Annotated in this window: 19 protein-coding genes and 1 tRNA gene; 1 reads left to right on the top strand and 19 read right to left on the bottom strand. The window is 64.5% G+C overall.

The features are described 5' to 3' along the window. Positions 1-88 precede the first annotated feature (88 nt). The 4 genes from GOQ09_RS03140 to GOQ09_RS03125 all read right to left on the bottom strand — a co-directional run bounded on the left by GOQ09_RS03140 (position 89) and on the right by GOQ09_RS03125 (position 6664). Complete coding sequence (locus GOQ09_RS03140; RefSeq protein WP_157611838.1) at positions 89-898, bottom strand: MlaA family lipoprotein; 810 nt, start codon at positions 896-898, stop codon at positions 89-91. Between the two features lie 90 nt (positions 899-988). After that, a complete protein-coding gene (locus GOQ09_RS03135) occupies positions 989-4081 on the bottom strand; it encodes an efflux RND transporter permease subunit (protein ID WP_157611837.1) in 3093 nt (1030 codons plus the stop codon). Between the two features lie 10 nt (positions 4082-4091). Further along, entirely contained in the window at positions 4092-5216 is a 1125-nt protein-coding gene (locus GOQ09_RS03130; RefSeq protein WP_157611836.1) for an efflux RND transporter periplasmic adaptor subunit, read from the bottom strand. Continuing rightward, positions 5213-6664, bottom strand: coding sequence for an efflux transporter outer membrane subunit (locus GOQ09_RS03125; RefSeq protein ID WP_157611835.1), 1452 nt, complete (start codon positions 6662-6664; stop codon positions 5213-5215). The genes GOQ09_RS03130 and GOQ09_RS03125 overlap by 4 nt, the downstream gene beginning before the upstream one ends. A gap of 201 nt (positions 6665-6865) precedes the next feature. On the opposite strand from GOQ09_RS03125, the gene GOQ09_RS03120 reads away from it, so the two are divergent. Then, on the top strand, positions 6866-7327 hold the full coding sequence (locus GOQ09_RS03120) for a MarR family winged helix-turn-helix transcriptional regulator (protein WP_207309916.1): 462 nt from the start codon (positions 6866-6868) through the stop codon (positions 7325-7327). A gap of 279 nt (positions 7328-7606) precedes the next feature. Here GOQ09_RS03120 and GOQ09_RS26170 read toward each other — a convergent pair whose 3' ends face one another. The 15 genes from GOQ09_RS26170 to rplK form a co-directional block, all read right to left on the bottom strand. Continuing rightward, positions 7607-7777, bottom strand: coding sequence for a hypothetical protein (locus tag GOQ09_RS26170; protein ID WP_207309915.1), 171 nt, complete (start codon positions 7775-7777; stop codon positions 7607-7609). Positions 7778-7864: 87 nt separating this feature from the next. After that, on the bottom strand, positions 7865-8245 hold the full coding sequence (locus GOQ09_RS03110) for a RidA family protein (protein ID WP_157611834.1): 381 nt from the start codon (positions 8243-8245) through the stop codon (positions 7865-7867). A gap of 259 nt (positions 8246-8504) precedes the next feature. Further along, a complete protein-coding gene (locus GOQ09_RS03105) occupies positions 8505-9035 on the bottom strand; it encodes a cytochrome C5 (RefSeq protein ID WP_157611833.1) in 531 nt (176 codons plus the stop codon). Positions 9036-9372: 337 nt separating this feature from the next. Beyond that, a tRNA-Phe gene (locus GOQ09_RS03100) sits at positions 9373-9448 on the bottom strand. A gap of 18 nt (positions 9449-9466) precedes the next feature. Next, positions 9467-10168, bottom strand: coding sequence for a response regulator (locus GOQ09_RS03095; RefSeq protein ID WP_157611832.1), 702 nt, complete (start codon positions 10166-10168; stop codon positions 9467-9469). A 92-nt stretch (positions 10169-10260) separates the two neighbouring features. Next, on the bottom strand, positions 10261-12591 hold the full coding sequence (locus GOQ09_RS03090; RefSeq protein WP_157611831.1) for a sensor histidine kinase: 2331 nt from the start codon (positions 12589-12591) through the stop codon (positions 10261-10263). After that, positions 12588-13193, bottom strand: a complete 606-nt coding sequence (locus tag GOQ09_RS03085) for a DUF4390 domain-containing protein (RefSeq protein WP_207309914.1) — start codon at positions 13191-13193, stop codon at positions 12588-12590. Before GOQ09_RS03085 ends, GOQ09_RS03090 begins: the two co-directional genes overlap by 4 nt. A 28-nt stretch (positions 13194-13221) precedes the next feature. After that, positions 13222-14550 carry a 16S rRNA (cytosine(967)-C(5))-methyltransferase RsmB gene (rsmB, locus tag GOQ09_RS03080; protein ID WP_157616559.1) on the bottom strand — a complete coding sequence of 443 codons (1329 nt, stop codon included), beginning with the start codon at positions 14548-14550 and terminating at the stop codon, positions 13222-13224. Positions 14551-14677: 127 nt separating this feature from the next. Further along, on the bottom strand, positions 14678-15301 hold the full coding sequence (locus tag GOQ09_RS03075) for a lema family protein (protein ID WP_157611829.1): 624 nt from the start codon (positions 15299-15301) through the stop codon (positions 14678-14680). Between the two features lie 99 nt (positions 15302-15400). Then, on the bottom strand, positions 15401-19630 hold the full coding sequence (gene rpoC, locus GOQ09_RS03070; protein ID WP_126749939.1) for a DNA-directed RNA polymerase subunit beta': 4230 nt from the start codon (positions 19628-19630) through the stop codon (positions 15401-15403). A gap of 20 nt (positions 19631-19650) precedes the next feature. Then, positions 19651-23775 carry a DNA-directed RNA polymerase subunit beta gene (rpoB, locus tag GOQ09_RS03065; protein ID WP_126749938.1) on the bottom strand — a complete coding sequence of 1375 codons (4125 nt, stop codon included), beginning with the start codon at positions 23773-23775 and terminating at the stop codon, positions 19651-19653. A gap of 295 nt (positions 23776-24070) precedes the next feature. Beyond that, positions 24071-24448 (bottom strand): 50S ribosomal protein L7/L12, encoded by a 378-nt coding sequence (gene rplL / locus GOQ09_RS03060; RefSeq protein WP_157611828.1) that lies wholly within the window; start codon positions 24446-24448, stop codon positions 24071-24073. Between the two features lie 43 nt (positions 24449-24491). Next, complete coding sequence (gene rplJ / locus GOQ09_RS03055) at positions 24492-25025, bottom strand: 50S ribosomal protein L10 (RefSeq protein WP_126749936.1); 534 nt, start codon at positions 25023-25025, stop codon at positions 24492-24494. Between the two features lie 246 nt (positions 25026-25271). Beyond that, positions 25272-25970 (bottom strand): 50S ribosomal protein L1, encoded by a 699-nt coding sequence (gene rplA, locus GOQ09_RS03050; RefSeq protein ID WP_126749935.1) that lies wholly within the window; start codon positions 25968-25970, stop codon positions 25272-25274. Beyond that, a complete protein-coding gene (rplK, locus tag GOQ09_RS03045) occupies positions 25971-26402 on the bottom strand; it encodes a 50S ribosomal protein L11 (protein ID WP_028258525.1) in 432 nt (143 codons plus the stop codon). Between the last annotated feature and the right edge of the window lie 96 nt (positions 26403-26498).

Here is a 26498-nt window from a genome sequence, read left to right as displayed (position 1 = left end):
GGAGCAAGCGGCCGTGCTGCACCGCGATAGCCGCCATGTGGTCGATACAGTTCGCGTTGCGAGAATGGGCATACAGCTCGATGAGCTGTCACTCATCGTCCACGCCCTGTCGAATCTGGTGAATGCGTCGCTGAACCCAAGCCTCGCGCACGAGCAGATAGTCATCGAACGCGTCGCGGCGGAACTTGTCCAGGGGCAGCATTTGCGCACGCCCAACGACTGTCTGCAGCAATAGCAATCCGTTCGACGTGCCGTTGTCCTGAATCTGCCCGATGGGCGACAACGGTTCGTCGCCCGCGATGGCCACCGCGTCGCGTAGCGTGCGCGGACCGAGCAGTGGAACCACCAGAAAGCGCGAACCACGCCAGCCCCAGATCGCCAGGGTCTGGCCGAGGTCCTCATCGTGACGCCGCACCATGCCGAAGCTTGAAGCCGGATCGAAAAGACCACCGATGCCGACGGTGGTATTGACGACGAGTCGCCCGATCGATTGCGCCGCATGTCCCGGCCGTCCCTGAAGGGCTTGGTTCACTGCCGTCGCAGGGATGCGCAGGTTGGCGAAGAAGCGCGAAACGCCCGCTTGTACAGGAGCGGGCGTGATCGTGTTGTAACCCACCGCCAGGGGGCGGAGAACCAGCGTGTCGGCTGCGTTGTTGAAGCCGTGGATCTTTCGGTTGAAGCCCTCCCACGGATCGCGCACCCCATCGTGTTCGTCGGCCGCTTCGGCATCCAGGTCAGCGGGGTCACCGTCCGCCGCCTCCGGGTCGGGACTCATGGCATTCGCCACACTCGATGTTTCGGGAACCGGAAGCGCGACCTGATGTTTCCCGGAGTGGCTGGCGCACGCGGTGCTGGCTAGCACTATCGCTATGAGCACGAGCTTTTGAAGGGCGTTCATATGAATGATCGAGGTATGCAGGCGTTGTGGGGAAAACGAGGGGAACTGGTGAGCGAGTTCGGAGGCCAGCCGTGCTGGCGACGACCCGGCTCAGGCTTTGGGAAACATGCGATTGACGATTGAGGCACCTCCGTGCATTGGCAACCAACGCTCCGGCCTGCAACTCTGGACCAGGTTGTCAATGACCTCATAGAGAACCGGAATCACCAGCAGGCTCAGGAAGGTGGAGGTGACGAGGCCGCCGATCACGACGATCGCCATTGGCGCGCGAAAGCTCGGGTCGGCCCCGAACCCAAGGGCGATCGGCAGCATGCCGGCACCCATGGCGACGGTCGTCATCACAATGGGCCGTGCGCGCTTATGGCAGGCATCGAGCAGCGCGTCGAGCCTGGGCAAGCCGCGATCGCGCTGCGCTGCGATGGCGTACTCCACCAGCAAGATGGAGTTCTTGGTGGCGATGCCCATCAGCATGATCACTCCGATCATGGCGGGCATGCTGAGGTTGGTGCCGGTCACGAACAGCGCCAGGACTGCTCCCGGGATCGACAAAGCCAAGGCCCAGAGGATCGTGACCGGCTGCACCCAGGCGTGGAACAGCAGGACTAGCACGATGTAGATGCAAGCCACGCCCGTGCCCATCGCCAAGAGGAAACTCCTGCCGAGCTCGTTGGAAGTTTCCGCTGGTCCGACGTCGTTCTTCACCAGGCCAGGCGGCAGGTGGGACAGGCTGGGAAGTGCGGCGGCGCGCTGCTGCACATCACCCAGTGCCTGACCATTGAGTTCGATCTCGAAATTCACGTTGCGCAGACGGTCCAGGCGGTTGATCTGCGCGGGGCCACTGGCGATCTCCACCTCCGCGACGTCGCGCAGCGGCACCGGGCCGCGAGCGCCCGGTACCGTAAGTTGCCGCAACAGTTCGAGGTCTCGCATCGCTTCGTCGGGCAGCCGCACCACGATAGGCACCTGGCGCTGGCTCAAGTTCAGCTTCGGCAGGAACTGGTCGTAGTCGCCCAGAGTGGCCACGCGCACTGTGTCTGCAATCGCGTCCGTGCTCACGCCCAGGTCCGCGGCGCGCGCGGTGTCCGGTCGGACGATCAACTCAGGTCGCTGCAGACTCGAGCTGCTGGTCACCTGGCCGATACCCGCCAAGCTGCGCAGTTCCTGCTCGACCTTAGCTGCCTGCTGCGCCAGCAGCTCGCCGTCCGCGCCGGAGAGCACCAGTGTGTAGGCTTCGTTCGCGGCCACCTTGACGCGTGCGCCGGCCACGTCCTGCAGGAGTGCGCGCAATTCGCGCTCGATTTGCTGCTGGCTCCGGCCCGGACGCTCCTTGCGCGGGGTCAGGTTCAACGTCATGTTCGCCCTGCGCGCCTCGGCCGCACTGCTCCCTGGACTGCCTCCGGCGCTGCCACCGCCCACGGCGGTGTAGACCATGGTCACATCAGGATGTTTTGCCACGGCGAAGCGAGCCTGCTCGGCAACGGCATGCGCTTGTTCGAAAGTGCTGCCCGGCGGCAACTCGACGCTGATCCGTGTCTGGCTCAGGTCGCCCGGCGGCATGAAGTCGCCCTTGATCGCACCCGTGAACAGCGGCGTGCAACTGGCGACGCCGAAGGCGGTCATCATCGCCAGTGTCGCGGCCTTGTGCGTGAACGCCCAGCGCGCAGCCTTCAGATATGCCGGCATCCAGAATGGCTCGGCAGGTGGACGGGGCGGCGTCTTCAGCAGGTAGGCCGCCATCATGGGCGTGAGCAGCCGTGCCACGACGAGCGAGAAAAACACGGCGATAGACGCCGTCCAGCCGAACTGCACGAAGAACTTGCCGGCCAAGCCTCCCATGAAGGCGGTGGGCAGGAAGACGGCGATCAGCGTGAAGGTGGTGGCGATCACTGCCAGCCCGATCTCGTCGGCCGCCTCGCGGGCAGCCGCCAGCGGCTCCTTGCCTTGCGCCAAGTGGCGCATGATGTTCTCGATTTCGACGATGGCGTCATCCACCAGGATGCCCACCACCAGCGACAGGGACAACAAGGTGATGATGTTCAGCGTGAACCCCATCCAGTGCATGAGCAGAAAGGTGGGAATGATGGACAGCGGCAGCGCCATGGCGCTGATGAAGGTCGCTCGGATATCGCGCAGGAAGAGTCCCACCACCAGCACCGCGAGCACCGCACCTTCGATGAGCAGCCACATGCTGCCTTCAAAGTTCTCCACGACCGGATCGACGGCGTTCAACGCCTCTGTGAGTTCGATGTCCGGCTGCTCCGCCTTCAATGCGGCGAGCGCTTGGCGCACGCCGTTGGCAACGTCGATATCGCCGGCACCCGTGGTACGCAGGATCTCGAAACCGACCACCGGCTTGCCGTCGAGGTAGGCGCCACTGCGGCGCTCGGCCTGCGCATCGGTCACGGTGGCCAGCTGATCCAGGCGCACGATGCGGCCATCCGGCAAGGGAATCTCCATGGCCGCGAGGGCGGCGGCCGAGGACGCGGTCCCGACGGTGCGCACGGTTTGCTCACCGCTGCCGAGCCTGACACGTCCGCCCGGGGCCTCGCGTTGCACCTGGACGAGCCGTCGCGAGACGTCGGCTGCACTCAAGCGCAACGACAGGAGTCGATCCGGGTCCAGTTCCACGCGCACTTCGCGGCTGACCCCGCCCACGCGGGTGACGGCACCGACACCGGGCACGGCAAGCAAACGGCGGGTGACCTGGTCGTCCACGAACCACGAGAGCGCTTCGTCGTTCAGGCGCGGCGATGACGCCGTGTAAGTCAGGATCGGATCATTCTTGAATTCGAACTTGCTGATCACGGGATCGCGCAAAGCTGCAGTCAGGTCTGTTCGCGCGCGGGCCACGGCCGCACGGGTGTCGTCCAAGGCTTCCTGCGGCAGCTTTTCCAAACGGAACTCCGCCGAGACCGTGGCCGTGCCATCCTGGACGCTCGTGTGCAGGTGTCGGAGCCCCTTCATGGTGGCCATCGCGTTTTCCAGCTTGCGTGCCACTTCGGTTTCCATCTGGGCGGGCGCCGTACCCGGCAAGCTGGCGACGACGGTGATCATGGGCAGGTCGACGTCCGGGAAGTTCTGCACCTTGGCCGCACGGAACGCGAACAGCCCTGCGGCCGTGAGCATGGCGAACAGCAGGATGGCCGGCACGGGTTTGCGAATCGACCAGGCTGAGAAGTTCATGGTCATCCCTTCAGCGTGCAATGGGCTCGGGGGACATATCCGGACCGGCTGCCGCGACGCGCACCGTCAGGCCGTCCGCGAGAAAGCCGACGCCCGATTCGACGACCGCGGCGTCGGCGAGCAATCCGTCGCGTATCTCGACCCGGTCACCACGCCGCGCGCCCAGCGTCACCTTCTGCTGCCGCACCTTGCCGCCTTCGATGCGGAAGACATAGCTGAAACCGTCGCGCAGCAGGACGGCGGTTTCCGGCAGGGTCAGGACCGTGTGCTGGTCCAGCAGAAGCTCGCCGCGGGCGAACAAGCCGGCCCGCACAGGAGCACCGGGGTTGAGTTCGACGTACACGATGCCGGTGCGGCTTTGCGGGTCGACCTGCGGCGCGACCTTGCGCACGCGGCCTTCCATGGCTTGCATGCCACCCGGTGCGATGCGCACCGTCTGGCCGGGTCTTACGCGTGCGAGTTCCGGACCCGGCAATTCGGCGCGCCACTCAAGCCGGCCCTGACGCTGCAGGCGCATGATCTCTGCCCCCTGTTGGACGAGCGCGCCTTCAACCGCCGGCCGGGCACTGATCACTCCGTCGTCCGGCGCGCGCACCTGGGTGTACGCCAGTCGCAGCGTGTCTGTTTGCACACGCGCGCGCGCTGCGGCCAGGCGGGCTTGCGCAGCATCACCGGCCGCCGAGGCCTGATCGATGGCTTGGGCAGACAGGACCTCGGTGCCCCGCAGTGCCCGGGCACGAGCGGCCGAGCGGCTTGCATCTGCGGCATTGACTTCCGCTTCCTGAAGCGCAGCACGGCTCGCGTCCAGATCGGCTGCGAGCGTGCCTGGGCTGAGCTGGGCCAGCAGCTGCCCCTCTTTCACCCGGTCGCCGACGTCGACCAAGAGACGCGACAGGCGCTGGCCGCCGATCTCGGCGCCGATGACCACCTCCTGCCAGGCGGCGATGCTGCCGACCGCGGCGAGCGTCTGCGGCCATTGCTGCGCAACGGCGGAGGTGCGTTTGACCGTCAGTGCGGCAAGTGCGACTGGGGGTTCGTTGGACGAGGCGTCCGCCCGGCGCGTCGCGAAGGTGGCCACGACGACCGTGGAAAGACATGCGAGCGCAGCGAGAACAAGGACGACGTGAGGCTTCATGGCTGAGCAGTCAGTTGATTGGTGGAGCTTGGGTCGGCGTTCCAGCCTCCGCCAAGACTGCGGTACAGACGGAACCAGGCCTGCGCCTGATCCGCTTGCGCGGTAAGTAGGTCGCGGTGCGCTGTCAGGGCATTGCGCTGCGAAGTGACGCGTTGCGGACCGCTGTGCAGACCGGCTTGGGCCTGAAGGACGGCGCGCTGTGCGATGCCTCGCCATTCACGCGCCACCGATTCGGCCTCGCCCCGGCGCTCGCGTGTGGCTGCCACGCGCTCGAGCGCTTCCTCGACCTCGGTGACGGCGCTTTGCCACTTGCCCTGCAGAGCCGCCGCCGCTTCTTCGCCCTCGGCCAGCGCGGCTTGGCTCTCGGCACGGCGTGCCCCGCCATCGAAAAGCGGCAGCGTCAAACTCGGGCCGAAGGACCAGAGCGAGCTCATCGAGCTCTGCCCGCCCACACGCAAGCGCGCTTCTCCGGCCAACGCGCCCAGGCTGAGCTGCGGGTACCGGCGGGCATCCACACTGCGGCGCTTGGCCAGCAAGGCCAGCCAGCGCTGGTGGCTGGCGGCCACGTCGGGCCGCTGCGCCAGCAACTGCGATGGCAACGCGTTGACCGCGAACGCGGGCACGCTGGGCAGCACACGGCCGGGCGGCGCCCAGTCCGTTGGCAAGGCGGAGGCCTCCAACTCGCCCGCCAGCGCAGCCGCCGGCGCGCCTATCAGCAAGGCCAGCTCCTGCAGTGTCACTTGTGCCTCGGCCCGCTCGGTGCTGCGACGGCTGGCGGCGAGCGATGCGCCTGTGTGCAGCAGGGCCAAGTCGCTCGCGTTCATGAGCCCGGCCGCCTGCTGCTGGCGACCCCATGCGGCAAGCTGGGCCGCCAGCAGACCGTCGAGCTCGGCAACCTCCTCGCGTGCCTGCGCCAGCCGCAGGTTCACGTAGGCTGCCGCTACGTCGGCTGCCAGTGTCACCCGCGCAGCATGCCAGTCATGCTGGGCGGCAGCGGCCCGCGCCGCCTGCTCGTCAACCTCGGAGCGCTTGCCGCCGAACACGTCGATCTCCCAACTGGCACTGAATTGGGCATCTGACTGGGTGGAAACACCGGGAATGCTGTTGAGGTTTTTACCCCGGCTCGATCCGGCATCAACGTCGAGTTGCGGCAGCAAGCCGGCGCGAGCTTGGTCGACCCACGCACGCGCCTGCCGATGCCTGGCCGCGGCGATCTGCAGGGTCGGATTGCCGGCCTGAGCGCGTGCGATCAGGTCGGCGAGCGTCGGATCGGGAAAGGCCTTCCACCAATCCACGAGTGCTGCCGTGGACCCGCCATGCGGCAACGGCGCGCGCCAGACTTCGGGCAGGTCAACGGAAACCGGCGCGCGCAAATGCGCGCTGCCGCAGGCGGCCAACAGCAATGCCAGCCCACAGCACGCGAGCAGGGAGGACAGGCGAAGGTTCATGGAGAGGCTTTCCGGTCACCCGCCAGGTGACCTGAATCGTCGGACATGGACCCCGTCAAGTGGGCGTAGCGCGGCAGTGGTTCGACCGTCGTGATGACGGCAGGTTTAAAAGGGCTCACATCAGGGGGGGACGTGCTTCACGCGCCCGAATATAGTTCGTAGTGCGATCTATTATTGATGCGTACTACGAACTATGTCAACATGGAAGCCGAGATGAAGAAGCACAAATCCATGAATCAAGACCCCGGGACCGGAGAAGGACTGGCCGATGCACTTGTGCCGATTGCCTTTGCCACGATGGCCATACTCACCAAGGTCGGTGCCGAGAACGACTTGTCCCTTACGCTGAACCGCGTCCTTGGAATCCTGTGGGACCGGCGGCCGCGAATGGCCGAGCTCGCCGACTATCTCGGCCTCGAGAAGCAGACGATGTCGGGACTCATCGCCAGGGCAGAAAAGAGAGGCTTGGTGGCGCGCGCGCCGAACGCAGAAGACGGCAGAGCGACGGACGTTTTTCTGACAAGCGAGGGCACGGAGCTCGTCAAACGCCTGCACGCGCAGACGCAGCAAGCATTGGCACCGCTCACGGAGCGGCTCAGCGCGTCCGATCAGCAGATCCTGAGGGATCTGCTTCGCCGCATGCTAGGCGCTCGGCAGAGTTGAAGGAGAGACAGGCATCGATTTGGCACCGGCCGATTCGAGCCAGCCTGCGGCACTGCGTCCTCGTCGGCGCTGCTCAATCCGCTCGGAAGCCGACACTCGCAAATCTGAAATCGCGCAGCGCCCACTCCGCGTCCCAGGAGTGGGCGTTCTTACGGACCATGAGGGATGCGGCCTAGCCCAAGGTATGAACCGATCTGAAACGGCAATTTGGTTCTCAGTGCGGCCCGAGCCCTCAGTTTATCGGCAGCAAGGGTATGCCGCGGGACAGTGACCAAAGCGCTACAGTGGTGCATGGCCCATGAGCAGACTGTCAGAAACATCGTTGTCATCGGCGCCTCCGCCGGAGGCGTCGAAGTCGATGCGTAGATAGGCGGAGGGCGAACGCGCAACAAGCTCGCACGCTATGGCAGTTTTTCCGGTGCCGGGTAGCCCGCCGAGAACAATCAGCATCGGCTTCTCCATGATGGGGTCGATTGAACCTGAGGGGCAATGACGAAGGTCCGCCTTTCGCCGAAGGCCGAAGGCCGAAGTTCAATACTAGGCCTCGGCGACAGCCGCGATCGAAATCTTCAGGCCCGGAATTCGTGCAGGCAGCTTCGCTCCCTGCCGCGCAGGCGGATTGGATGGAAACCACCTGAGCCACTCCTCGTTCATGCCCACGAAGTCATCCTCGTCCGCGAGGACGACGGTGAAGCTCACCGCCTTGTCCATGGAGCTACCTGCTTCCTCAAGAATCGCTTGCACGTTGGTCAGGCACTGTCGGGTTTGCTCCTGGATTGTGCTGCCCACTATTGCACCTGTGACGACGTCCGCTGGCGAGGTGCCGGAGACGAAAACGAGGCCAGCGGCTTTGACGGCCTGACTGTATGTCTGCGGTGGCTTGGCAGCCTTCGGTGTGAAAACAATATGACGAGCCATTTGTTTCTCCAGCAAAAAAAGGGGTGTTTCCCAATCAGCCGTCGACAGCGAGAGACGGCTTCTGGCCGCAAGCGGGCTGTAGCAGGGATGCTACTGCGGCCAGCTTCGTTGAAGAGCGCTGGATGCATAGCGATCACCGGCATGCTGACCGGCTGTCGTGCTGCGCATTGAGCCGCTGGGCGTCTCTTCCTGTCGGGCATCCATGGCTCGGTGCATGAGAACGGGGACTATCGGATCGCCGTCGAAGACGGTCTCTTTTCTACGATTCTCGCTGCTCGTTGTCCTCGCCGCTGAAGTGGTCCAGCGGCTCGTCAACTGTGTTGAACGGCACCGTTTCTGCATCCACTTCTCGCGCGTCGACGGCAAGGTCATCGAGAGCAAGTTGTTCGTCAAGCTGAGCATGGATCCAGCTGTCGGGAAACTGGCGCGGCGCTTCGAAGCGCAGAAGTGTCGCCGCGGCGAACACAACGACAGACTTCAAGACCAATTCGGAGCGCAGGCTGGTGGTTTCCTGCACTGGTTCGTCACCGACGGCCGCCTCAATTTCGCCTACGATCTGGTCGATGATCAGGCCCCACTGCGTTGGCGAGACGCCGAGTATCCGGTCGATGCCGCGCAGCAGAGCGGTAGCGTCCAGTTCTTCTCCGTCCTCAAGTTCAGGATCGACGTTGACCCAAACGTCAGCTTGCGCTGCCAACACTCGAGCCCGGCCCACGACAATATCCTCACTCACCTCAACATCGGTGAGGTACCCGCTGCTTGCGATCACCTCTCTGAATTTGTGGATCACCCCGTCTCCTGTGTGAAAGCGCCGTCCAAGTCTGCTTGTGGCCGACTGCAGTCGGTCACGAGCTTGCTCCGTCGGATCGATGCCCCTGTTAGCTTCGCTCGGCGTACAGGTTTCGGGCGGCGAAGGTTCATCTGAGAGCTTTGGCCAACGTTGAGTCGGGATTTGGATGTATCGCGCTGCAGTTGCTCGCCTCTTACTCTGGAGGCGCGGTTACCGAGAAAGTTACTGCGCGATGCCTCGGGAGCACCCGAAGCGGAAGCAAGCGCAATGAAAAAGCCCTAAGTAATTGATTTACTTAGGGCTTTTGGACTCAAGCGGAGAACCGCGTAAGTAGTATTGGTGGCCTGGGGCGGAATCGAACCACCGACACGCGGATTTTCAATCCGCTGCTCTACCAACTGAGCTACCGGGCCTTGGTGTGCAGCCTTAAATTATACAGCGCTTCTGCGGCCTCTCGAAAGATCGACGCCAAGTTGTTTGAGCTTGCGATAAAGATGGGTGCGTTCCAGCCCGGTCTTCTCTGCAACGCGGGTCATGGAGCCGTTCTCCATGGCGAGATGGAATTCGAAGTAGGCCTTCTCGAAACCGTCGCGTGCATCGCGCAGTGGGCGGTCCAGGTCGAAGCTCTGGGTCGACTGCGGGCCGGCGTCGGGCACGGGCACTGAAGCCAGCGAGGCGAGCAGCAGGCTGTCGCCGGTGGTGGTGATGGCTGCCGCCGGGTTGACTCCGGTGGCCGGCGGCACGACGCCGGCGGCCGCGCGCCTGGCGCTTTCACGGGCGAGGCCCTGCTCCACCGCCTTGAGCAGCTTTTGCAGGGTGATGGGCTTTTCGAGGAACGCAAAGGCGCCGATGCGGGTGGCGTCCACGGCGGTGTCGATGGTGGCGTGGCCGCTCATCATGATGACGGGCATGCTCAGCAGGCCGGCGGTGGACCATTCCTTGAGCAGCGTGACGCCGTCGGTGTCGGGCATCCAGATGTCGAGCAGCACGAGATCGGGCCGTGCGCGTTGCCGGGCTGCGCGTGCTTCGGCGGCGTTTTCCGCGAGCTCCACGTTGTGGCCTTCGTCATTGAGAATTTCGAAGAGCAGGTCCCTAATGCCCAGCTCGTCATCGACCACGAGAATGTTTGCCATGAGTGCTGCTTGTTGTATGCGCCGGTGTCTGCAATGGTGTGTATGGTCCGCCAGCCGATCCATCGACTGAGCGCAATGGATTTCTTTCGCGCTCAGGCGGCGGAAGACTTCGAATCTTCGGTGTGAGCGACCGCTGTTTGCGACTCGCCTGCCAGCGCGAATGATAGCGAGACTTGCGCCCCCGCTACAGCCCCATCGACAACGCGGTTGGAAAGCTCGATGCGGGCGCCGTGCTCGTCCGCGATCTTCTTGACCACGGCCAGCCCCAAACCAGTACCTTTTGTTTTCGTGGTGACGTAGGGCTCGAAGGCGCGCTTGAGAATGTTCTCGGCAAAACCGGGCCCGCTGTCCTGCACGGTCAGTCGCACGCGCTGGCCCGAATCGCCCAGGCGGGTGCGAATGACGACTTCGCCCGCCCTGCCGGTGGTACTGGCGGCGGCCTCGGCGGCGTCTTGCGCGTTTTGCAGCAGGTTGTGAATGACCTGGCGGATCTGCTGCGCATCGCCGCGAATGGGCGGGCAGCGCTCGTCCAGCTCGGAGCGCAGTGCGATGGGCGCGTTCTCGGCGCTGTAGAGCTGGAGCACGTCGGTCAGCAGCGCATTCAGGTCGATGGGCTTGAGGTCGGCCGCCGGCAAGCGGGCATAGTCGCGGAACTCATTGACCAGCCGCTTCATTGCGTCGACCTGGTCGACGATGGTCTTGACCGACTTGACGAGCACGGCCTGCTCGGGCGGCGCGACCTTGCCGGAGAGCTTCATCTCGAGCCGCTCGGCGGAGAGCTGGATGGGCGTGAGCGGGTTCTTGATTTCGTGGGCCAGGCGGCGCGCGACCTCGCCCCAAGCCTGTGCACGTTGGGCCGAGACGATTTCGGAGATGTCGTCGAACACCAGCAGCCGTGCGGCGCCGGGCAGTTCGGCACCGCGGGCGACGATGTTGATGGCGCTGCCCTGCTGCGGCAGGTCAGTGCCGGTGGCGTGCAGCTCGAAGGCATGCTGCCAATGGTCGAGGCCGTGCTGCAGGCGCTCGACCTGGAATTCGTCGAACTGCTGTTGCACGCTGTTGCCAAAGTCGGCCAGGCCGGGCACCTGCGCCAGCGGCTGCCCTTCGTAGGCGGCCAGCGGCGCGCGCAGCACGCGCGTGGCGCCGGGGTTGGTTGAAAGGATGGTGCCCTTGGCGTCGAGCACGATCACGCCGGAGGTCAGGTTGTCCAGAATGGTCTGCAGGTTGGCGCGGGCGGCGTCGAGCTGGCCCATGGTCTTTTCGACCGCCCCGCGGGCATCGGCCAGCTGCTGCGTCATCACGGCGAAGGAGCGGGTCAGGCCGCCAAGCTCGTCCTTGCCTTGCAGCACGGCTGTCGGCCGCAAGTCGCCGGCGGCCACCTGGCGAACGCCTTCCGCCAGCACAAGCAGCGGCCGCGCCAGCTGGTTGCCGAACAGAACCGCGAGCAGCACGGCGCCGAACACGGCCAGGAACAGGCTCAGCGTGAGGGTGCCGATGTACATGCGCCGCAGGCCTTCTCGGGCCAGGGCACGCTCCTGGTATTCGCGGTTGGCCTCTTGCACGGCGAGCGCATTGGCCACCACGGCCGGCGGCAGCGGCTGCGTCACCTGCAGAAAGCGCGGCGCGGTGTCGAAGTCGAACCCGGGGCGCTGCACCATCGCAATGGCGCGCACCGTGGCGGGCGGCAGGCTGGCCCCCGGCGCGGCGGTTTCGTCCAGGCCTTCGATATGGGCGATGGCGCGGTCCGCGCGCACTTGCCGCAACTGCTGGATGGTCGGCCGCTCGGGGTTCAGCTGAAAGCGCGAGGTGCCCGCCCCTGCAATGAGCTGCCCGGTGCCCGTCCAGAGCACGACGTCGCTGGCTTGGAGCTGGTCGCGAATGCGCTCGAGCGCGAGGCCCGCGCTCGCATCGGGCACTTGCGCAAGCTGGGCACTGGCCGCGCGGGTCTTGGCGGCCAGGTCGTCGGAGAGCGAATCGAGCGTGGCTCGGCCAAGATTGAGGCCGGCATCGAGCGCGCCCTCCACCTTGACGTCGAACCAGCTTTCGATCGACCGCGCGACGAACTGGTAAGACACCACATAGACCAGCGCACCGGGCACCACACCCACCAGCGCAAAGATGGCGGCCAGCTTGATGAGCAGCCGGCTGCCGAACTTGCCTTGGCGCAGCCGCCGCAGCAGGCGAAAAGCGACCCAGCCGATGACCAGCACCAGCAGCACCGCCACCACCACGTTGATGCCGAAGAGCCGCACGTAGTAACGCTCGTACAGCGCGCGGTTGTTGGTGGCTTGCGCCAGCAGGAACATCAGCACCAGGCCGATGGCGGTGACCAGCGCGGCGCCGACGCCCACGGCCCAGCGGACCGCGCGCGAACGGCGAGCGGCGGGTGTGGCCGCTGCGCCGCTGCGCGGTTTGGTGCTCACCGCTGCTTCTCCAGCGGCAGCTTGGCGCTCCGCTCGGCGACGATGTTCCAGTCCGCCTGCCCGACCACGCCGATCTGGAACGGGCGCGGCAGCTGCGAGGTGTCGAGCCGGAAGCGGAACACGACCTGGTGCTGCGCCTCGTCGCCGATGTCGGACAGGTCGCCCAGCCGCAGCCGGCCGACGCGTTTGACGGCGTCCATGGCGTCGGAAAGACTGTCGAAGTTCTGGTTCAGCGAAACGCCGAACCCGGCGGTGCCGGTGATGGGCACCGGCGATACGTTGAGGCGCCAGCGGCGCGTGAGCGGCTGATAGGCAAGCCGCATGTGGCGCGTGACCTGGGCGACCTTGCGGTCGGTCCAGTACCAGCGCTCCTGGAAGACCTCGGCCTCGGCCACGAAGTAGATTGCAATGCCCTTGTCGAGCACTTCTTCGACCAGCGAGGGCAACTCGAACTGCACGGCTGCCGTGAGGTAGACGCCGTCGTCCGCCTGCTCCAGGCGCATCTGGGTGACTGACGGGCCGTTGCGCCCTTGCGCCGCGGCGCTCAGGGGCAGCCAGCCCAGCAGCGTGACCATCACCACCGCCAGCAGCAGCGCCGCCATCCGCGCCAAGCCGCGCCGACCCCAAGTTTTAACCGGGACGTTTTTCAAGCAGGGCGTAGAAGAAGCCGTCGTGATCACCTGAGGGATTGTCCGGGACGGCGCGGGCATTCGCCCCGCTTTGGGGGAGCAAATGGCCCGGCGATGCCTTCAATCGGGCGTTGGTGTTGTGCGCAAGAAACGCATCGATTTGTTGCGAGCCCTCTTCGCGGAACACCGAACAGGTGCAATAGAGCAGCCGGCCGCCGGGCCGGACCAAGGGCCAGAGCGCGGCCAGCAGCGCGGCTTGCTGCACCGCCAGCTGGCCGGTGTCGCTCTCGCGGCGCAGCCAGCGCACGTCGGGGTGGCGCCGGACAATGCCCGAGGCCGTGCAGGGCGCATCGAGCAGGATGGCGTCGAAGGGCGTGCCATCCCCCCACGCAGAAGGACGTGCGGCATCGGCCACTACTACTTTAGCGGTCAGTCCGAGCCTGCTCAGGGTTTCGTCGATGCGGCGGCTGCGAACAGGGTCGACTTCAAGGGCAGTGACCTCGATGCCGTTCGGGCCGCCTACCTCGAGCAGGTGGGCCGTCTTGCCACCGGGAGCGGCGCAGGCATCGAGCACGCGCAGCGGTGCGGCGCTCTCGGCGGGCAGCAGCCCTTCGAGCAGCAGCGGCGCTGCCATTTGCGCGGCGGCATCCTGCACCGAGCAATCACCGTCGGCAAAGCCGGGCAGTTGCTGCACCGGCCGGGCGCGCGCCAATTGCAGGCCGGACGCACCCACGCGAACGGACTCCAGACCAATTGCTTCGAGCGCCAGCTGATAGGCAGGAACGGTGGTCTTCTGCACATTCACGCGCAGGGTCATCGGCGCGTGTGCGTTGTCTGCGGTGAGCACGCGCTGCCAGTCGCGCGGATGGTCGCGCTTGAGGCGCTCGATCCACCAGCGCGGATGGTTCCACTGCGCGACTGGCTCATGGTCGGTCGCGGCCACGAGCTCGTCGCGCTCCCTCAGGAAGCGGCGCAGGCAGGCGTTGATGAAGCTCGCCTGCGCGCGCGTGGCCGGGTTGCGCTTGGCGGCCTCCACGGCTTGGTCGACCAGGGTGAAGGGTTCGTACGGCGCATGCTGCGCATCCCAGGCCAGCGCCAGCGCGGTGCAAAGCAATGCATCGGGCAGCGGCGGCGGGGTGCGCTTGGCCAGGTGGCGGCGCAGGGCTTCGGCGCGGCCAAGCCAGCGCAGCACCTGAAAGCCGAGTGCCTGCACGCCGGGGCGCATGGCGGGCTCCACGGATTCGAAAGCGACGGTGCCTGAACTGCCGGCGCGAATCGACGCGAGCGCCACCGCGGTCAATTGCAGTTGGCGCCACAACGGCGGTTGCAGCAGCGGTGCGCTGCCGCCTGGATGATCGGTAGATAGTTCTGGCAAGTTGGGGCGATGGTAACGGCCCCGCGTGACGCACAGCGCCGCACAGGATTTAAGAAAAAAATACGACTTCGGCCGACCGGCCTCAGAGCAGCGGCGCGGCAGGACGCAAACGCACCAACCATGCCACCAGCAAAGCCGGAAACTGGACGATCGCGGCGTTGTACTGGCCTACCGCCACGTTGAACTGGCTGCGCGCAATTTCCGCCGAGGCCGAGGGCTCCGGCCATGCCATGGGTTCGACCGCGCCAGGCAGCCCAACCTCTGTGCTGGCACCGATTCCAGCCGACAGCAGCGGCGCGGGCCGCGAGAGCGTGCCGTCCGCATCGAAGACGGTAACCGCTGCGTCCGGATGCTGGCGCTGCCATGCGTTGATCAGCACCTGCAGCGCCGTGGCGAGCGCGGCCATGGCACCCGGATCGAGTGGACGCAGCCGGGTTGCGCCGAGCACCGAGGCAAGCTGGGTGGTGGCGGCCTGCAACGGCGCCACGGACGAAGACAGGCTGTCTGGTGGCGCCTCCTTCGGCGCCGTGGCCGTGATGCTGGCCTGAACGAAGTCGAGCTGCTTTCGCAGCGCCGCGTCGAGCGTGGCATAGGACTGCAGCACGGCCGCGCGCAGGCGCACCAGCCGGTTGTAGGCGCCCACGAACCAGAACAACAGCACCGCCGTAGCGATCCAGCCGGCCAGCGAGTCGGGCAATACGCTCATCGACAAAAACGTCTCATGAAAAGCTCAAAGAAAAACGCCCCCCAACCGGAAGCGGTCGGGGGGCGTCGGATACCGGTCATGACCGGTGATGCTAGCCGTTTATTCGGACGCGGCGCCTTCGCTGGCGTCGGCCGTGCTGTCGACATCGCTGGTCGAACCGGCCAGCTCTGCAGCTTCCGATTCGGCGATGGCGCGGCGCTCGGCCTCGTCCATCTGGTCCTTGACCTTGCGGGCCTGGTGGTAAGCCATGCCGGTGCCTGCGGGAATCAGGCGGCCGACGATGACGTTTTCCTTCAAGCCGCGCAGTTCGTCGCGCTTGCCCATGATCGCGGCTTCGGTCAGCACGCGCGTCGTTTCCTGGAACGAAGCCGCCGAGATGAACGAGTCGGTCGAGAGCGATGCCTTCGTGATACCCAGCAGCAGGTTGGTGAACGTCGCGGGGATCTTGCCTTCGGCGCGCAGGGCGTCGTTGGTGTTGAGCATTTCGCTGCGTTCGACCTGTTCGCCGGAGATGTAGCTCGTGTCGCCGATGTTGTCGACCACGACGCGGCGCAGCATCTGGCGAACGATCACCTCGATGTGCTTGTCGTTGATCTTCACACCTTGCAAACGGTACACGTCCTGCACTTCGTCCACGATGTAGCGCGCGAGTTCTTCCGAACCCAGGAGGCGCAGGATGTCCTGCGGGTCCGCCGGACCGTCGACCACGCTTTCGCCCTTGTTCACCACCTGGCCTTCGTGCACCAGGATGTTCTTTTCCTTCGGCACGAGGTCTTCCCAGACCGTGCCTTCCGGATCGGTGATCTGCAGGCGGATCTTGCCCTTGGTCTCCTTGCCGAACGACACGGTACCGGTCATTTCGGCCAGCATGCCCTTGTCCTTCGGCGAGCGGGCTTCGAAGAGCTCGGCAACACGCGGCAGACCGCCGGTAATGTCGCGCGTCTTCTGGCCTTCGACCGGAATGCGCGCCAGCACTTCGCCGGGGCCCACGTCCTGGCCGTCACGCACCTGCACCAGGGCGCCGATCGGGAAGCCGATCGTCACCGAGTGGTCGGTACCCGGGATCTTCACTTCGGCGCCGGAGGCGTCGATGAGCTTCACCTGCGGGCGCACGACCTTGGCAGCGCCGCGGCGCTTGGGGTCGATCACGACCAGGGTCGACAAGCCGGTCACTTCGTCCACCTGCTTGGCGACCGTGAGGCCTTCCTCGACGTTCTCGAACTGCGTCTTGCCGGCGAACTCGGTGATGATCGGGCGCGTCAGCGGATCCCAGTTGGCAAGCACGTGGCCGGCCTTGATCTGCTGGTCGGCCTTGACGGCCAGGGTCGCGCCGTACGGCACCTTGTGGCGCTCGCGCTCACGGCCGTGCTCGTCATGGATGACGATCTCGCCCGAGCGTGCAATCACCACCAGCTCGTTCTTGCTGTTGGTCACGTAGCGCATCGTGGCGTTGAAGCCGATCGTGCCGTTGGACTTGGCTTCGACGCTCGAGGCCACTGCCGCACGCGATGCCGCGCCGCCGATGTGGAACGTACGCATCGTGAGCTGCGTGCCGGGTTCGCCGATCGACTGCGCCGCGATCACACCGACGGCTTCGCCGATATTGATCAGGCCGCCGCGGCCCAGGTCGCGGCCGTAGCAGGTCGCGCAGATGCCGAAGCGGGTTTCGCAGGTCAGTGCCGTGCGGACCTTGACTTCGTCGACACCCTCGGCTTCGAGGAGTTCGATGTTGTCTTCGTCGAACATCTCGCCGGCCTTGAGCAGCACCGAGCGGTTTTCCGGGTGCAGCACGTCGTCCGCAGCCGAGCGGCCAAGGATACGGTCGCGCAGCGATTCGATGACTTCACCGCCTTCGACGATGGCGCGCATCAGGTAGCCGCCGTGCGTACCGCAGTCCTGCTCGGTCACCACCAAGTCTTGCGTCACGTCGACCAGACGACGGGTCAGGTAGCCCGAGTTCGCGGTCTTCAGTGCCGTGTCGGCCAGACCCTTACGGGCACCGTGGGTGGAGATGAAGTACTCCAGCACGTTCAGGCCTTCGCGGAAGTTCGCGGTAATGGGCGTCTCGATGATCGAGCCGTCCGGCTTGGCCATCAGGCCACGCATACCGGCCACCTGGCGAATCTGCGCTGCGGAACCGCGGGCGCCGGAGTCGGCCATCATGTAGATGGAGTTGAAGGACTCCTGCTCCACTTCCTTGCCGTGGCGGTCGACGACCTTCTGCTTGGACAGCTTGGACATCATGACCTTCGACACTTCGTCGCCGGCCTTGCCCCAGATGTCCACCACCTTGTTGTAGCGCTCGCCGGAGGTCACCAGACCCGAGACGTACTGCTGCTCGATCTCTTTCACTTCCTTGGCGGAACGCTCGATGATGCCGTGCTTTTCAGCAGGCACCAGCATGTCGTCGATCGCGATCGAGATACCGGCCTTGGTTGCCAGGCGGAAGCCGTTTTGCAACAGCTTGTCGGCGAACACGACGGTCTCTTTCAGGCCGCACTTGCGGAACGAGACGTTGATGAGCTTGGAGATTTCCTTCTTCTTCAGCGCCTTGTTGATGTTCGAGAACGGCAGGCCCTTAGGCAGGATCTCGGACAGCAGTGCACGGCCCACGGTGGTGTCCACCAGCGACGTGGACGGCGTGAATTCACCCGTTTCCTTGTCCTTGGTGTACTCCGTGATGCGCACGGCAACCTTGGCGGTCAGTTCGACTTCATTGGCGTCGAGCGCGCGCTGCACTTCACCGATGTCGGAGAAGATCAGGCCCTCGCCCTTGCCGTTGATGCGGTCGCGGGTCGTGTAGTACAGACCGAGCACCACGTCCTGCGAGGGAACGATCGACGGTTCGCCCGAAGCCGGGAACAGCACGTTGTTGGAGGCCAGCATCAGCGTGCGGGCTTCCATCTGCGCTTCCACCGACAGCGGCACGTGAACGGCCATCTGGTCGCCGTCGAAGTCGGCGTTGAACGCCGCGCAAACCAGCGGGTGCAGCTGGATGGCCTTGCCTTCGATCAGGATCGGCTCGAACGCCTGGATGCCCAAACGGTGCAGCGTAGGCGCACGGTTCAGCATGACCGGGTGTTCCTTGATCACTTCTTCCAGGATGTCCCAGACCACCGGCGTGCCGGATTCGACTTCCTTCTTGGCAGCCTTGATCGTGGTCGCGATGCCCATGGCTTCGAGGCGCGAGAAGATGAAAGGCTTGAACAGCTCGAGCGCCATCAGCTTGGGCAGGCCGCACTGGTGCAGCTTGAGCGTCGGGCCCACCACGATGACCGAACGGCCAGAGTAGTCGACGCGCTTGCCCAGCAAGTTCTGGCGGAAGCGGCCGCTCTTGCCCTTGATCATGTCGGCCAGCGACTTGAGCGCGCGCTTGTTGGCGCCCGTCATGGCCTTGCCGCGGCGGCCGTTGTCCAGCAGCGAGTCGACAGCTTCTTGCAGCATCCGCTTTTCGTTGCGCGCGATGATTTCCGGAGCCTTGAGCTCCAGCAGGCGGCGCAGGCGCGAGTTGCGGTTGATGACGCGGCGGTACAGGTCGTTCAGGTCGGAGGTCGCAAAGCGGCCGCCGTCCAGCGGCACCAGCGGACGAAGGTCCGGCGGCAGCACGGGCAGCACGTCGAGCACCATCCACTCGGGCTTGATGCCCGACTTGCGGAAGGCCTCGAGCACCTTCAGGCGCTTGGAGTTCTTCTTGACCTTGACTTCGGAGCCGGTCAGGTCGCCGCGCAGGCGTTCGATCTCGCTGTCGAGTTCGATGCCTTCGAGCAGGTCCTTGATGCCTTCGGCGCCCATCTTGGCGACGAACTCATCGCCGTATTCCTTGCGTTTCGCGTCATAGTCGTCCTCGGACATGATGCCGAACTTCTTCAGCGGGGTCATGCCGGGGTCGGTGATCACGTAGGCTTCGAAGTACAGCACGCGTTCGATGTCGCGCAGGGTCATGTCGAGCACGAGGCCCAGACGCGACGGCAGCGACTTCAGGAACCAGATGTGCGCGCAGGGCGCGGCCAGGTCGATGTGGCCCATGCGCTCGCGGCGCACCTTGGTCTGCGTGACTTCAACGCCGCACTTCTCGCAGATCACGCCGCGGTGCTTCAGGCGCTTGTACTTGCCGCACAGGCACTCGTAGTCCTTGATGGGGCCGAAGATCTTGGCGCAGAAGAGACCGTCGCGCTCGGGCTTGAACGTGCGGTAGTTGATCGTCTCTGGCTTCTTCACCTCGCCGAAAGACCACGAACGGATCTTCTCGGGCGAAGCCATGCCGATCTTGATGGCATCGAAATGCTCATCGGGTGTGAACTGCTTGAACAGGTCGAGTAGCGATTTCATGTGACTCTTTCCTCTTCTGATTACGAACGCTCGAGCTCGATGTCGAGACCCAGCGAACGGATTTCCTTGACCAGCACGTTGAACGATTCCGGCATGCCGGCTTCGATCGTGTGTTCGCCCTTGACGATGCTTTCGTACACCTTGGTACGGCCTTGCACGTCGTCGGACTTCACGGTCAGCATTTCCTGCAGGACGTAGGCGGCGCCGTAAGCTTCCAGCGCCCACACTTCCATTTCACCGAAACGCTGGCCGCCGAATTGCGCCTTGCCGCCCAGCGGTTGCTGCGTGACAAGCGAGTACGGGCCGGTCGAACGGGCGTGCATCTTGTCGTCCACCAGGTGATGCAGCTTCAGGAAGTGCATGTAGCCGACGGTGACGGGACGCTCGAACTGGTCGCCGGTGCGGCCGTCGAACAGGTACGCCTGGGTGCGCGTATCGGTCAGGCCCTTGAGCTTGGCGATGTCGTCCGGGTAGGCGAGCTTCAGCATGCCGCGGATTTCTTCTTCCGAGGCGCCGTCGAACACCGGCGTGGCGAAGGTCGCGCCGCTCTGCAGGTTGGCTGCCATTTCGAGCACGTCGGTGTCGCTCAGCTTGCTGAGGTCTTCCTTGCGGCCCGAGCCGTTGTACAGCTGCTCCATGAACTTGCGCAGCTCGGCCACCTTGGCCTCTTGCTGCAGCAGGTCGCCGATGCGCTGGCCGATGCCCTTGCCGGCCCAGCCGAGGTGCACTTCGAGCACCTGGCCCACGTTCATCCGCGAAGGCACGCCCAGCGGGTTCAGGCAGATGTCGCACGGCGTGCCGTCGGCCATGTGGGGCATGTCTTCGACCGGAACGATCTTCGACACCACACCCTTGTTGCCGTGGCGGCCGGCCATCTTGTCGCCGGGCTGCAGGCGGCGCTTGACGGCCAGGTAGACCTTGACCATCTTGAGCACGCCCGCGGGCAGTTCGTCGCCCTGCGTGAGCTTCTTGCGCTTTTCTTCGAACGCGAGGTCGAAGCTGTGGCGCGTCTGCTCCAGCGAGTTCTTGATCGACTCGAGCTGCGTTGCCACTTCGTCGTCCGCCGGGCGGATGTCGAACCAGTGGAACTTCTCGACCGACGACAGGTAGGCCTTGTCGAGCTTGGTGCCCTTGGCCAGCTTGTTCGGGCCGCCGTTGGCGACCTTGCCGGTCAGGAGCTTCTCGATACGGTCGAACGCGTCGGCTTCGACAATGCGAAGCTGGTCGTTCAGGTCGAGGCGGAAACGCTTGAGCTCGTCGTCGATGATCTGCTGGGCGCGCTTGTCGCGCGTGATGCCTTCGCGGGTGAACACCTGCACGTCGATCACGGTGCCTTGCGAGCCCTGGTCCACGCGCAGCGAGGTGTCCTTCACGTCGGAAGCCTTCTCGCCGAAGATGGCGCGAAGCAGCTTCTCTTCAGGCGTGAGCGTGGTCTCGCCCTTCGGCGTGACCTTGCCCACCAGCGTGTCGCCCGGCTGCACTTCGGCGCCGACATAGATGATGCCGGATTCGTCGAGGCGGTTGAGCTGCTGCTCGGCCAGGTTCGGAATGTCGCGCGTGATTTCTTCGGCACCCAGCTTGGTGTCGCGAGCCATCACCACCAGTTCCTCGATGTGGATCGAGGTGTAGCGGTCTTCCGCGACGACGCGTTCCGAGATCAGGATCGAGTCTTCGAAGTTGTAGCCGTTCCAGGGCATGAACGCGATCAGCATGTTCTGGCCGAGAGCCAGTTCGCCGAGGTCGGTCGATGCGCCATCGGCCACCACGTCGCCCTTGGCGATCTTGTCGCCGCGCTTGACGATCGGACGCTGGTGGATGTTGGTGTTCTGGTTCGAACGCTGATACTTGATCAGGTTGTAGATGTCCACACCGACTTCACCTGCAGCCGCTTCGGCGTCGTTCACGCGCACCACGATGCGGGTCGCGTCGACGTAGTCGACGATACCGCCGCGGGTGGCCGTGACAACGGTACCCGAGTCGACCGCGGAAACGCGCTCGATACCGGTACCGACGATCGGCTTTTCAGGACGCAGCACAGGCACGGCCTGGCGCTGCATGTTGGCGCCCATCAGCGCGCGGTTCGCATCGTCGTGCTCGAGGAACGGCACGAGCGAGGCGGCCACCGACACGATCTGCGCGGGCGACACGTCCATGTACTGGACGCGTTCGGCGCCCACCAGGATCGATTCGCCGGCTTCACGCGCGGAGACCAGGTCGCCGATCAGCTTGCCGTCCTTGTCCAGCACCGCATTGGCCTGGGCGATGACGTACTTGCCTTCTTCGATGGCCGACAGGTAGTCGATGTCCATCGTGACCTTGCCATCCACCACGCGGCGGTACGGCGTCTCGATGAAGCCGTATTCGTTCAGGCGGGCGTACAGGGCCAGCGAGTTGATCAGGCCGATGTTCGGGCCTTCAGGCGTTTCGATCGGGCACACGCGGCCGTAGTGGGTCACGTGCACGTCGCGCACTTCGAAGCCTGCACGTTCACGCGTCAGACCACCCGGGCCAAGGGCCGACACGCGGCGCTTGTGGGTGATTTCGGACAGCGGGTTCGTCTGGTCCATGAACTGCGACAGCTGCGAAGCACCGAAGAACTCCTTCAGCGCGGCCGAGATCGGCTTGCTGTTGATCAGGTCGTGCGGCATCAGCGGCTCTTGCTCCGCCTGGCCCAGACGTTCCTTCACGGCCTTCTCGATACGCGCGAGGCCGGTGCGGTACTGGTTTTCGGCCAGTTCACCGACGCAACGCACGCGGCGGTTGCCAAGGTGGTCGATGTCGTCGACTTCGCCGTTGCCGTTGCGCAGGTCAACGAGGATCTTGACCACGGCCAGGATGTCTTCGTTGGTCAGCACCATCGGGCCGGTCGATTCGTCGCGGCCGACCTTGGCGTTGAACTTCATGCGGCCGACGCGCGACAGGTCGTACGTGTCCGGGTTGTAGAACAGACGCTGGAACAGGGCCTGCACGGCGTCTTCCGTCGGCGGCTCGCCGGGGCGCATCATGCGGTAGATGGCCACGCGGGCGGCAAACTCGTCCACCGTCTCGTCAATGCGCAGGGTTTGCGAGATGTACGCGCCCTGGTCGAGTTCGTTGGTGTAGATCACCTGGATGTCTTGCACGCCGGCCGTGCGCAGCTTCTTCAGCAGCGCTTCGGTCAGCTCGTCGTTGGCCTTGGCCAGGATTTCGCCGGAGTCGGCGTCGACGATGTTGCGGGCGATGACGCGGCCGACCAGGAAGTCTTCCGGCACGCTGATGTGCGTGGTGCCCGACTGCTCGAGTTCACGCGTGTGGCGCGCGGTCACGCGCTTGTCCTTGGCGACCACGACCTTGCCCGACTTGTCGGTGATGTCGAAGCGCGCGACTTCGCCGCGCAGGCGCTCGGGAACGAATTCCATCTGCGCGCCGCTGTCCATCAGGCGGAAGTTGTCGTTCACGAAGAAGTTCGCGAGGATCGATTCCGGGTTCAGGCCGATGGCCTTCAGCAGGATCGTCACGGGCATCTTGCGGCGACGGTCGACGCGGAAGTACAGCATGTCCTTCGGGTCGAACTCGAAGTCGAGCCACGAGCCGCGGTAGGGAATCACGCGGGCCGAGAACAGGAGCTTGCCCGAGCTGTGCGTCTTGCCCTTGTCGTGTTCGAAGAACACGCCGGGCGAACGGTGCAGCTGCGAGACGATCACGCGCTCGGTGCCGTTGATGATGAACGAACCCTTTTCGGTCATGAGCGGCACTTCGCCCATGTAGACCTCTTGTTCCTTCACTTCCTTGACCACCTTCGACTGCGACGTCGACGACTCGCGGTCATAGATGATGAGCTGCACCTTGGCGCGCACGGCCGAGGCGAAAGTCAGACCGCGGGTCTGGCATTCGCGCACGTCGAAAGCCGGCTTCGCGAGGTTGTACTCGAGGAACTTCATCTCGACAAAACCATTGTGCGAGACGATCGGGAAGGCTGCGTCGAACGCGGCCTGAAGGCCTTCGACGGTGCGTTGTTTTGGCGGAATGCCGGCTTGCAGGAACGCGGTGTACGCGTCTTTCTGCATCTGCAGCAGGTAGGGGATTTCGACGACGCTGTCGCGGTTACCGAAACTTTTTCGGATGCGCTTGCGTTCGGTGTAACTGTACGCGGACGATTGGGCCATGAGAGCTCCGGAGCTTGAGATCTTCAGCGACTTGTCAGCAATGCCGAGGCACTACTGCTTGGCGGCTGGCCACTACCAGCCGTTGGCGGACAGCGATGCGTTGCACATCGCCCGAACCAAGGGGTCTTCTGCAGTCGGGGTCAGAAGACACTCAAAAAACGTCTTGGCCTTTGCTTTTCCGTCGACCTGAGGTCTCCGGGAAAGCCGGCGCCAAGCCGGCTTTTGGGTGCGCTCTGAAAGCGGCAAAGGCTGGAGGGCCTTTTTCAGGCACCTCCAGCCCTCTAGTGGGTCTGAATTACTTCAGTTCCACCTTGGCGCCGGCATCTTCCAGCTTCTTCTTGGCGGCTTCAGCGTCAGCCTTCGACAGGCCTTCCTTGACTGCCTTGGGAGCGGCTTCCACCAGGTCCTTGGCTTCCTTGAGGCCCAGGCCGGTGATTTCGCGCACAGCCTTAATGGCCGAAACCTTGTTCGCGCCTGCATCCATCAGCATGACGTTGAACTCGGTCTGCTCTTCGGCAGTAGCGGCGGTAGCACCACCACCAGCGCCGGCGGGGGCAGCCATTGCAGCGGCGCTCACGCCGAACTTCTCTTCGATGGCTTTCACCAGGTCGTTGAGTTCCAGGACCGTCATGCTGTCGAGCGCGGTCAGAAATGCGTCTTTATCGAATGCCATTTTTGTTTCCTAACAATTGGGTTGAATATTTCAAACGCAAGGCTCAAGCGGCCTGCGCTTCTGCCGGTGCATCGGCGGGTGCAGCTTCGCCACCACCACGCTTCTCGGCCAGCGCCGCGAGCACGCGGGCGGTACGAGAGATCGGGGATTGCATCAAGCCCAGCAATTGCGACAACAGCACTTCCTTGGAAGGGATGTTGGCCAGTTGCTTCACGCCCTCGACGTCCAGGACCTTGCCGCCAAACGCGCCGCCGCGAATCACCAACTTGTCGTTGGTCTTCGCGAAGTCGGCCACCACCTTGGCGGCGGCCACTGCGTCTTCGGAAAAGCCGTAGATCAGCGGACCGGTCATCTGGTCACCAACGACTTCGAATGCGCTACCAGCAACAGCACGGCGTGCCAGCGTGTTCTTCAACACGCTGAGAGTCACACCCTTGCTGCGAGCTTCGGTGCGCAGTTTGGTCATATCGGCAACCGTGATGCCACGGTATTCCGCCATCACGAGCGTTTGAGCTTTAGCGGCGAGGCTGGTCACATCACTGATGACCGCTTCTTTCTCACTGCGATTCAGACTCAAGGTCTACTCCTTTTAATGCGACCTTCGGCCGGGGCCTCGGATCGCGCTTCATGCAGCGACCAACTGTTTCGGAACAAAATCAATTCCTTGCAGTGGGGTCGCCATCTGCGCTGGATACCGGAAGGATCGATCCGGCGATTAAGTGCAGCGCCCTGCACACCAGCGGTCTTGGATGGCCCGCGGCAACCGGAGCTGCCGCGACCCACCACATCTGCCCTCCCCCTTGCGGGATCGGACAAATCTCTCTTAGCTCGCCGAGATGGTTTGCGTGTCCACGCGGACACCCAGACCCATGGTCGACGAAACAGCCACCTTGCGCAGGTACACGCCCTTGCTGGTCGCCGGCTTGGCCTTGACCAGAGCGTCGATCAGCGCGGCGAGGTTGCCTTGCAGCTTGTCGGTGTCGAACGAACGGCGGCCGATCGTGCCATGCACGATGCCGGCCTTGTCGACGCGGAACTGAACCTGGCCAGCCTTGGCGTTCTTCACAGCCGTGGCGACGTCCGGGGTCACGGTGCCAACCTTGGGGTTGGGCATCAGGCCGCGCGGGCCGAGGATCTGGCCGAGCGTACCGACCACGCGCATCGCGTCAGGGGCGGCAATCACGACGTCGAAAGGCATGTCGCCAGCCTTGACCATTGCAGCGAGGTCGTCCATGCCGACGATGTCGGCGCCGGCGGCCTTGGCTTCGTCAGCCTTGGCGCCCTGGGCGAACACGGCCACGCGCTTGGTCTTGCCGGTGCCGTTGGGCAGCACGACGGCGCCACGCACGACCTGGTCAGACTTCTTCGCGTCGATGCCGAGCTGCACGGCCACGTCGATCGATTCGTCGAACTTGGCGGTGGCGGCTTCCTTCACGAGGCCGATGGCGTCAGCCAGCGGGTACAGCTTGTTGCTGTCGACCTTGCCTGCGAGCGCTTTTTGCTTCTTGGTGATCTTGGACATTTACACGCCCTCCACATTCACGCCCATCGAACGGGCAGTACCGGCGATGGTGCGAACCGCGGCGTCCATATCGGCGGCCGTCAGGTCCTTCATCTTGGTCTTGGCGATTTCTTCGAGCTGAGCGCGCGTGATCTTGCCGACCTTGTCGGTGTGCGGACGGGCCGAACCCTTGTCCAGCTTGATCGCCTTCTTGATCAGCACGCCAGCCGGGGGCGACTTGATGATGAAGGTGAAGCTCTTGTCGGCGAACGCGGTGATGACCACCGGCAGCGCCAGACCCGGCTCGTAGCTCTGCGTTTGCGCATTGAACGCCTTGCAGAACTCCATGATGTTCAAACCACGCTGGCCCAGTGCGGGACCGATGGGTGGTGATGGGTTGGCCTTACCAGCTGGCACTTGCAGCTTGACGAAGCCGACGATTTTTTTCGCCATGATTTGCTCCTTGCGGGTGATATCGCCTTGGCTTTCGCCGCGGCTCCCCGGGGTTAAACGACTCTTCGATCAGGGCCGCGCGCCGAGTCGGACAAC

The sequence above is a fragment of the Variovorax paradoxus genome (assembly GCF_009755665.1).
GTDB lineage: Bacteria > Pseudomonadota > Gammaproteobacteria > Burkholderiales > Burkholderiaceae_C > Variovorax > Variovorax paradoxus_G.
This window is presented reverse-complemented; position numbering and strand designations above follow the sequence as displayed.

Coding starts and splice junctions, on each gene's coding strand:
- GOQ09_RS03140 (WP_157611838.1), bottom strand. CDS start 898: ATGAACGCCCTTCAAAAGCTCGTGCTCATAGCGATAGTGCTAGCCAGC.
- GOQ09_RS03135 (WP_157611837.1), bottom strand. CDS start 4,081: ATGAACTTCTCAGCCTGGTCGATTCGCAAACCCGTGCCGGCCATCCTG.
- GOQ09_RS03130 (WP_157611836.1), bottom strand. CDS start 5,216: ATGAAGCCTCACGTCGTCCTTGTTCTCGCTGCGCTCGCATGTCTTTCC.
- GOQ09_RS03125 (WP_157611835.1), bottom strand. CDS start 6,664: ATGAACCTTCGCCTGTCCTCCCTGCTCGCGTGCTGTGGGCTGGCATTG.
- GOQ09_RS03120 (WP_207309916.1), top strand. CDS start 6,866: ATGGAAGCCGAGATGAAGAAGCACAAATCCATGAATCAAGACCCCGGG.
- GOQ09_RS26170 (WP_207309915.1), bottom strand. CDS start 7,777: ATGCTGATTGTTCTCGGCGGGCTACCCGGCACCGGAAAAACTGCCATA.
- GOQ09_RS03110 (WP_157611834.1), bottom strand. CDS start 8,245: ATGGCTCGTCATATTGTTTTCACACCGAAGGCTGCCAAGCCACCGCAG.
- GOQ09_RS03095 (WP_157611832.1), bottom strand. CDS start 10,168: ATGGCAAACATTCTCGTGGTCGATGACGAGCTGGGCATTAGGGACCTG.
- GOQ09_RS03085 (WP_207309914.1), bottom strand. CDS start 13,193: ATGGCGGCGCTGCTGCTGGCGGTGGTGATGGTCACGCTGCTGGGCTGG.
- GOQ09_RS03075 (WP_157611829.1), bottom strand. CDS start 15,301: ATGAGCGTATTGCCCGACTCGCTGGCCGGCTGGATCGCTACGGCGGTG.
- rpoC (WP_126749939.1), bottom strand. CDS start 19,630: ATGAAATCGCTACTCGACCTGTTCAAGCAGTTCACACCCGATGAGCAT.
- rpoB (WP_126749938.1), bottom strand. CDS start 23,775: ATGGCCCAATCGTCCGCGTACAGTTACACCGAACGCAAGCGCATCCGA.
- rplL (WP_157611828.1), bottom strand. CDS start 24,448: ATGGCATTCGATAAAGACGCATTTCTGACCGCGCTCGACAGCATGACG.
- rplA (WP_126749935.1), bottom strand. CDS start 25,970: ATGTCCAAGATCACCAAGAAGCAAAAAGCGCTCGCAGGCAAGGTCGAC.
- rplK (WP_028258525.1), bottom strand. CDS start 26,402: ATGGCGAAAAAAATCGTCGGCTTCGTCAAGCTGCAAGTGCCAGCTGGT.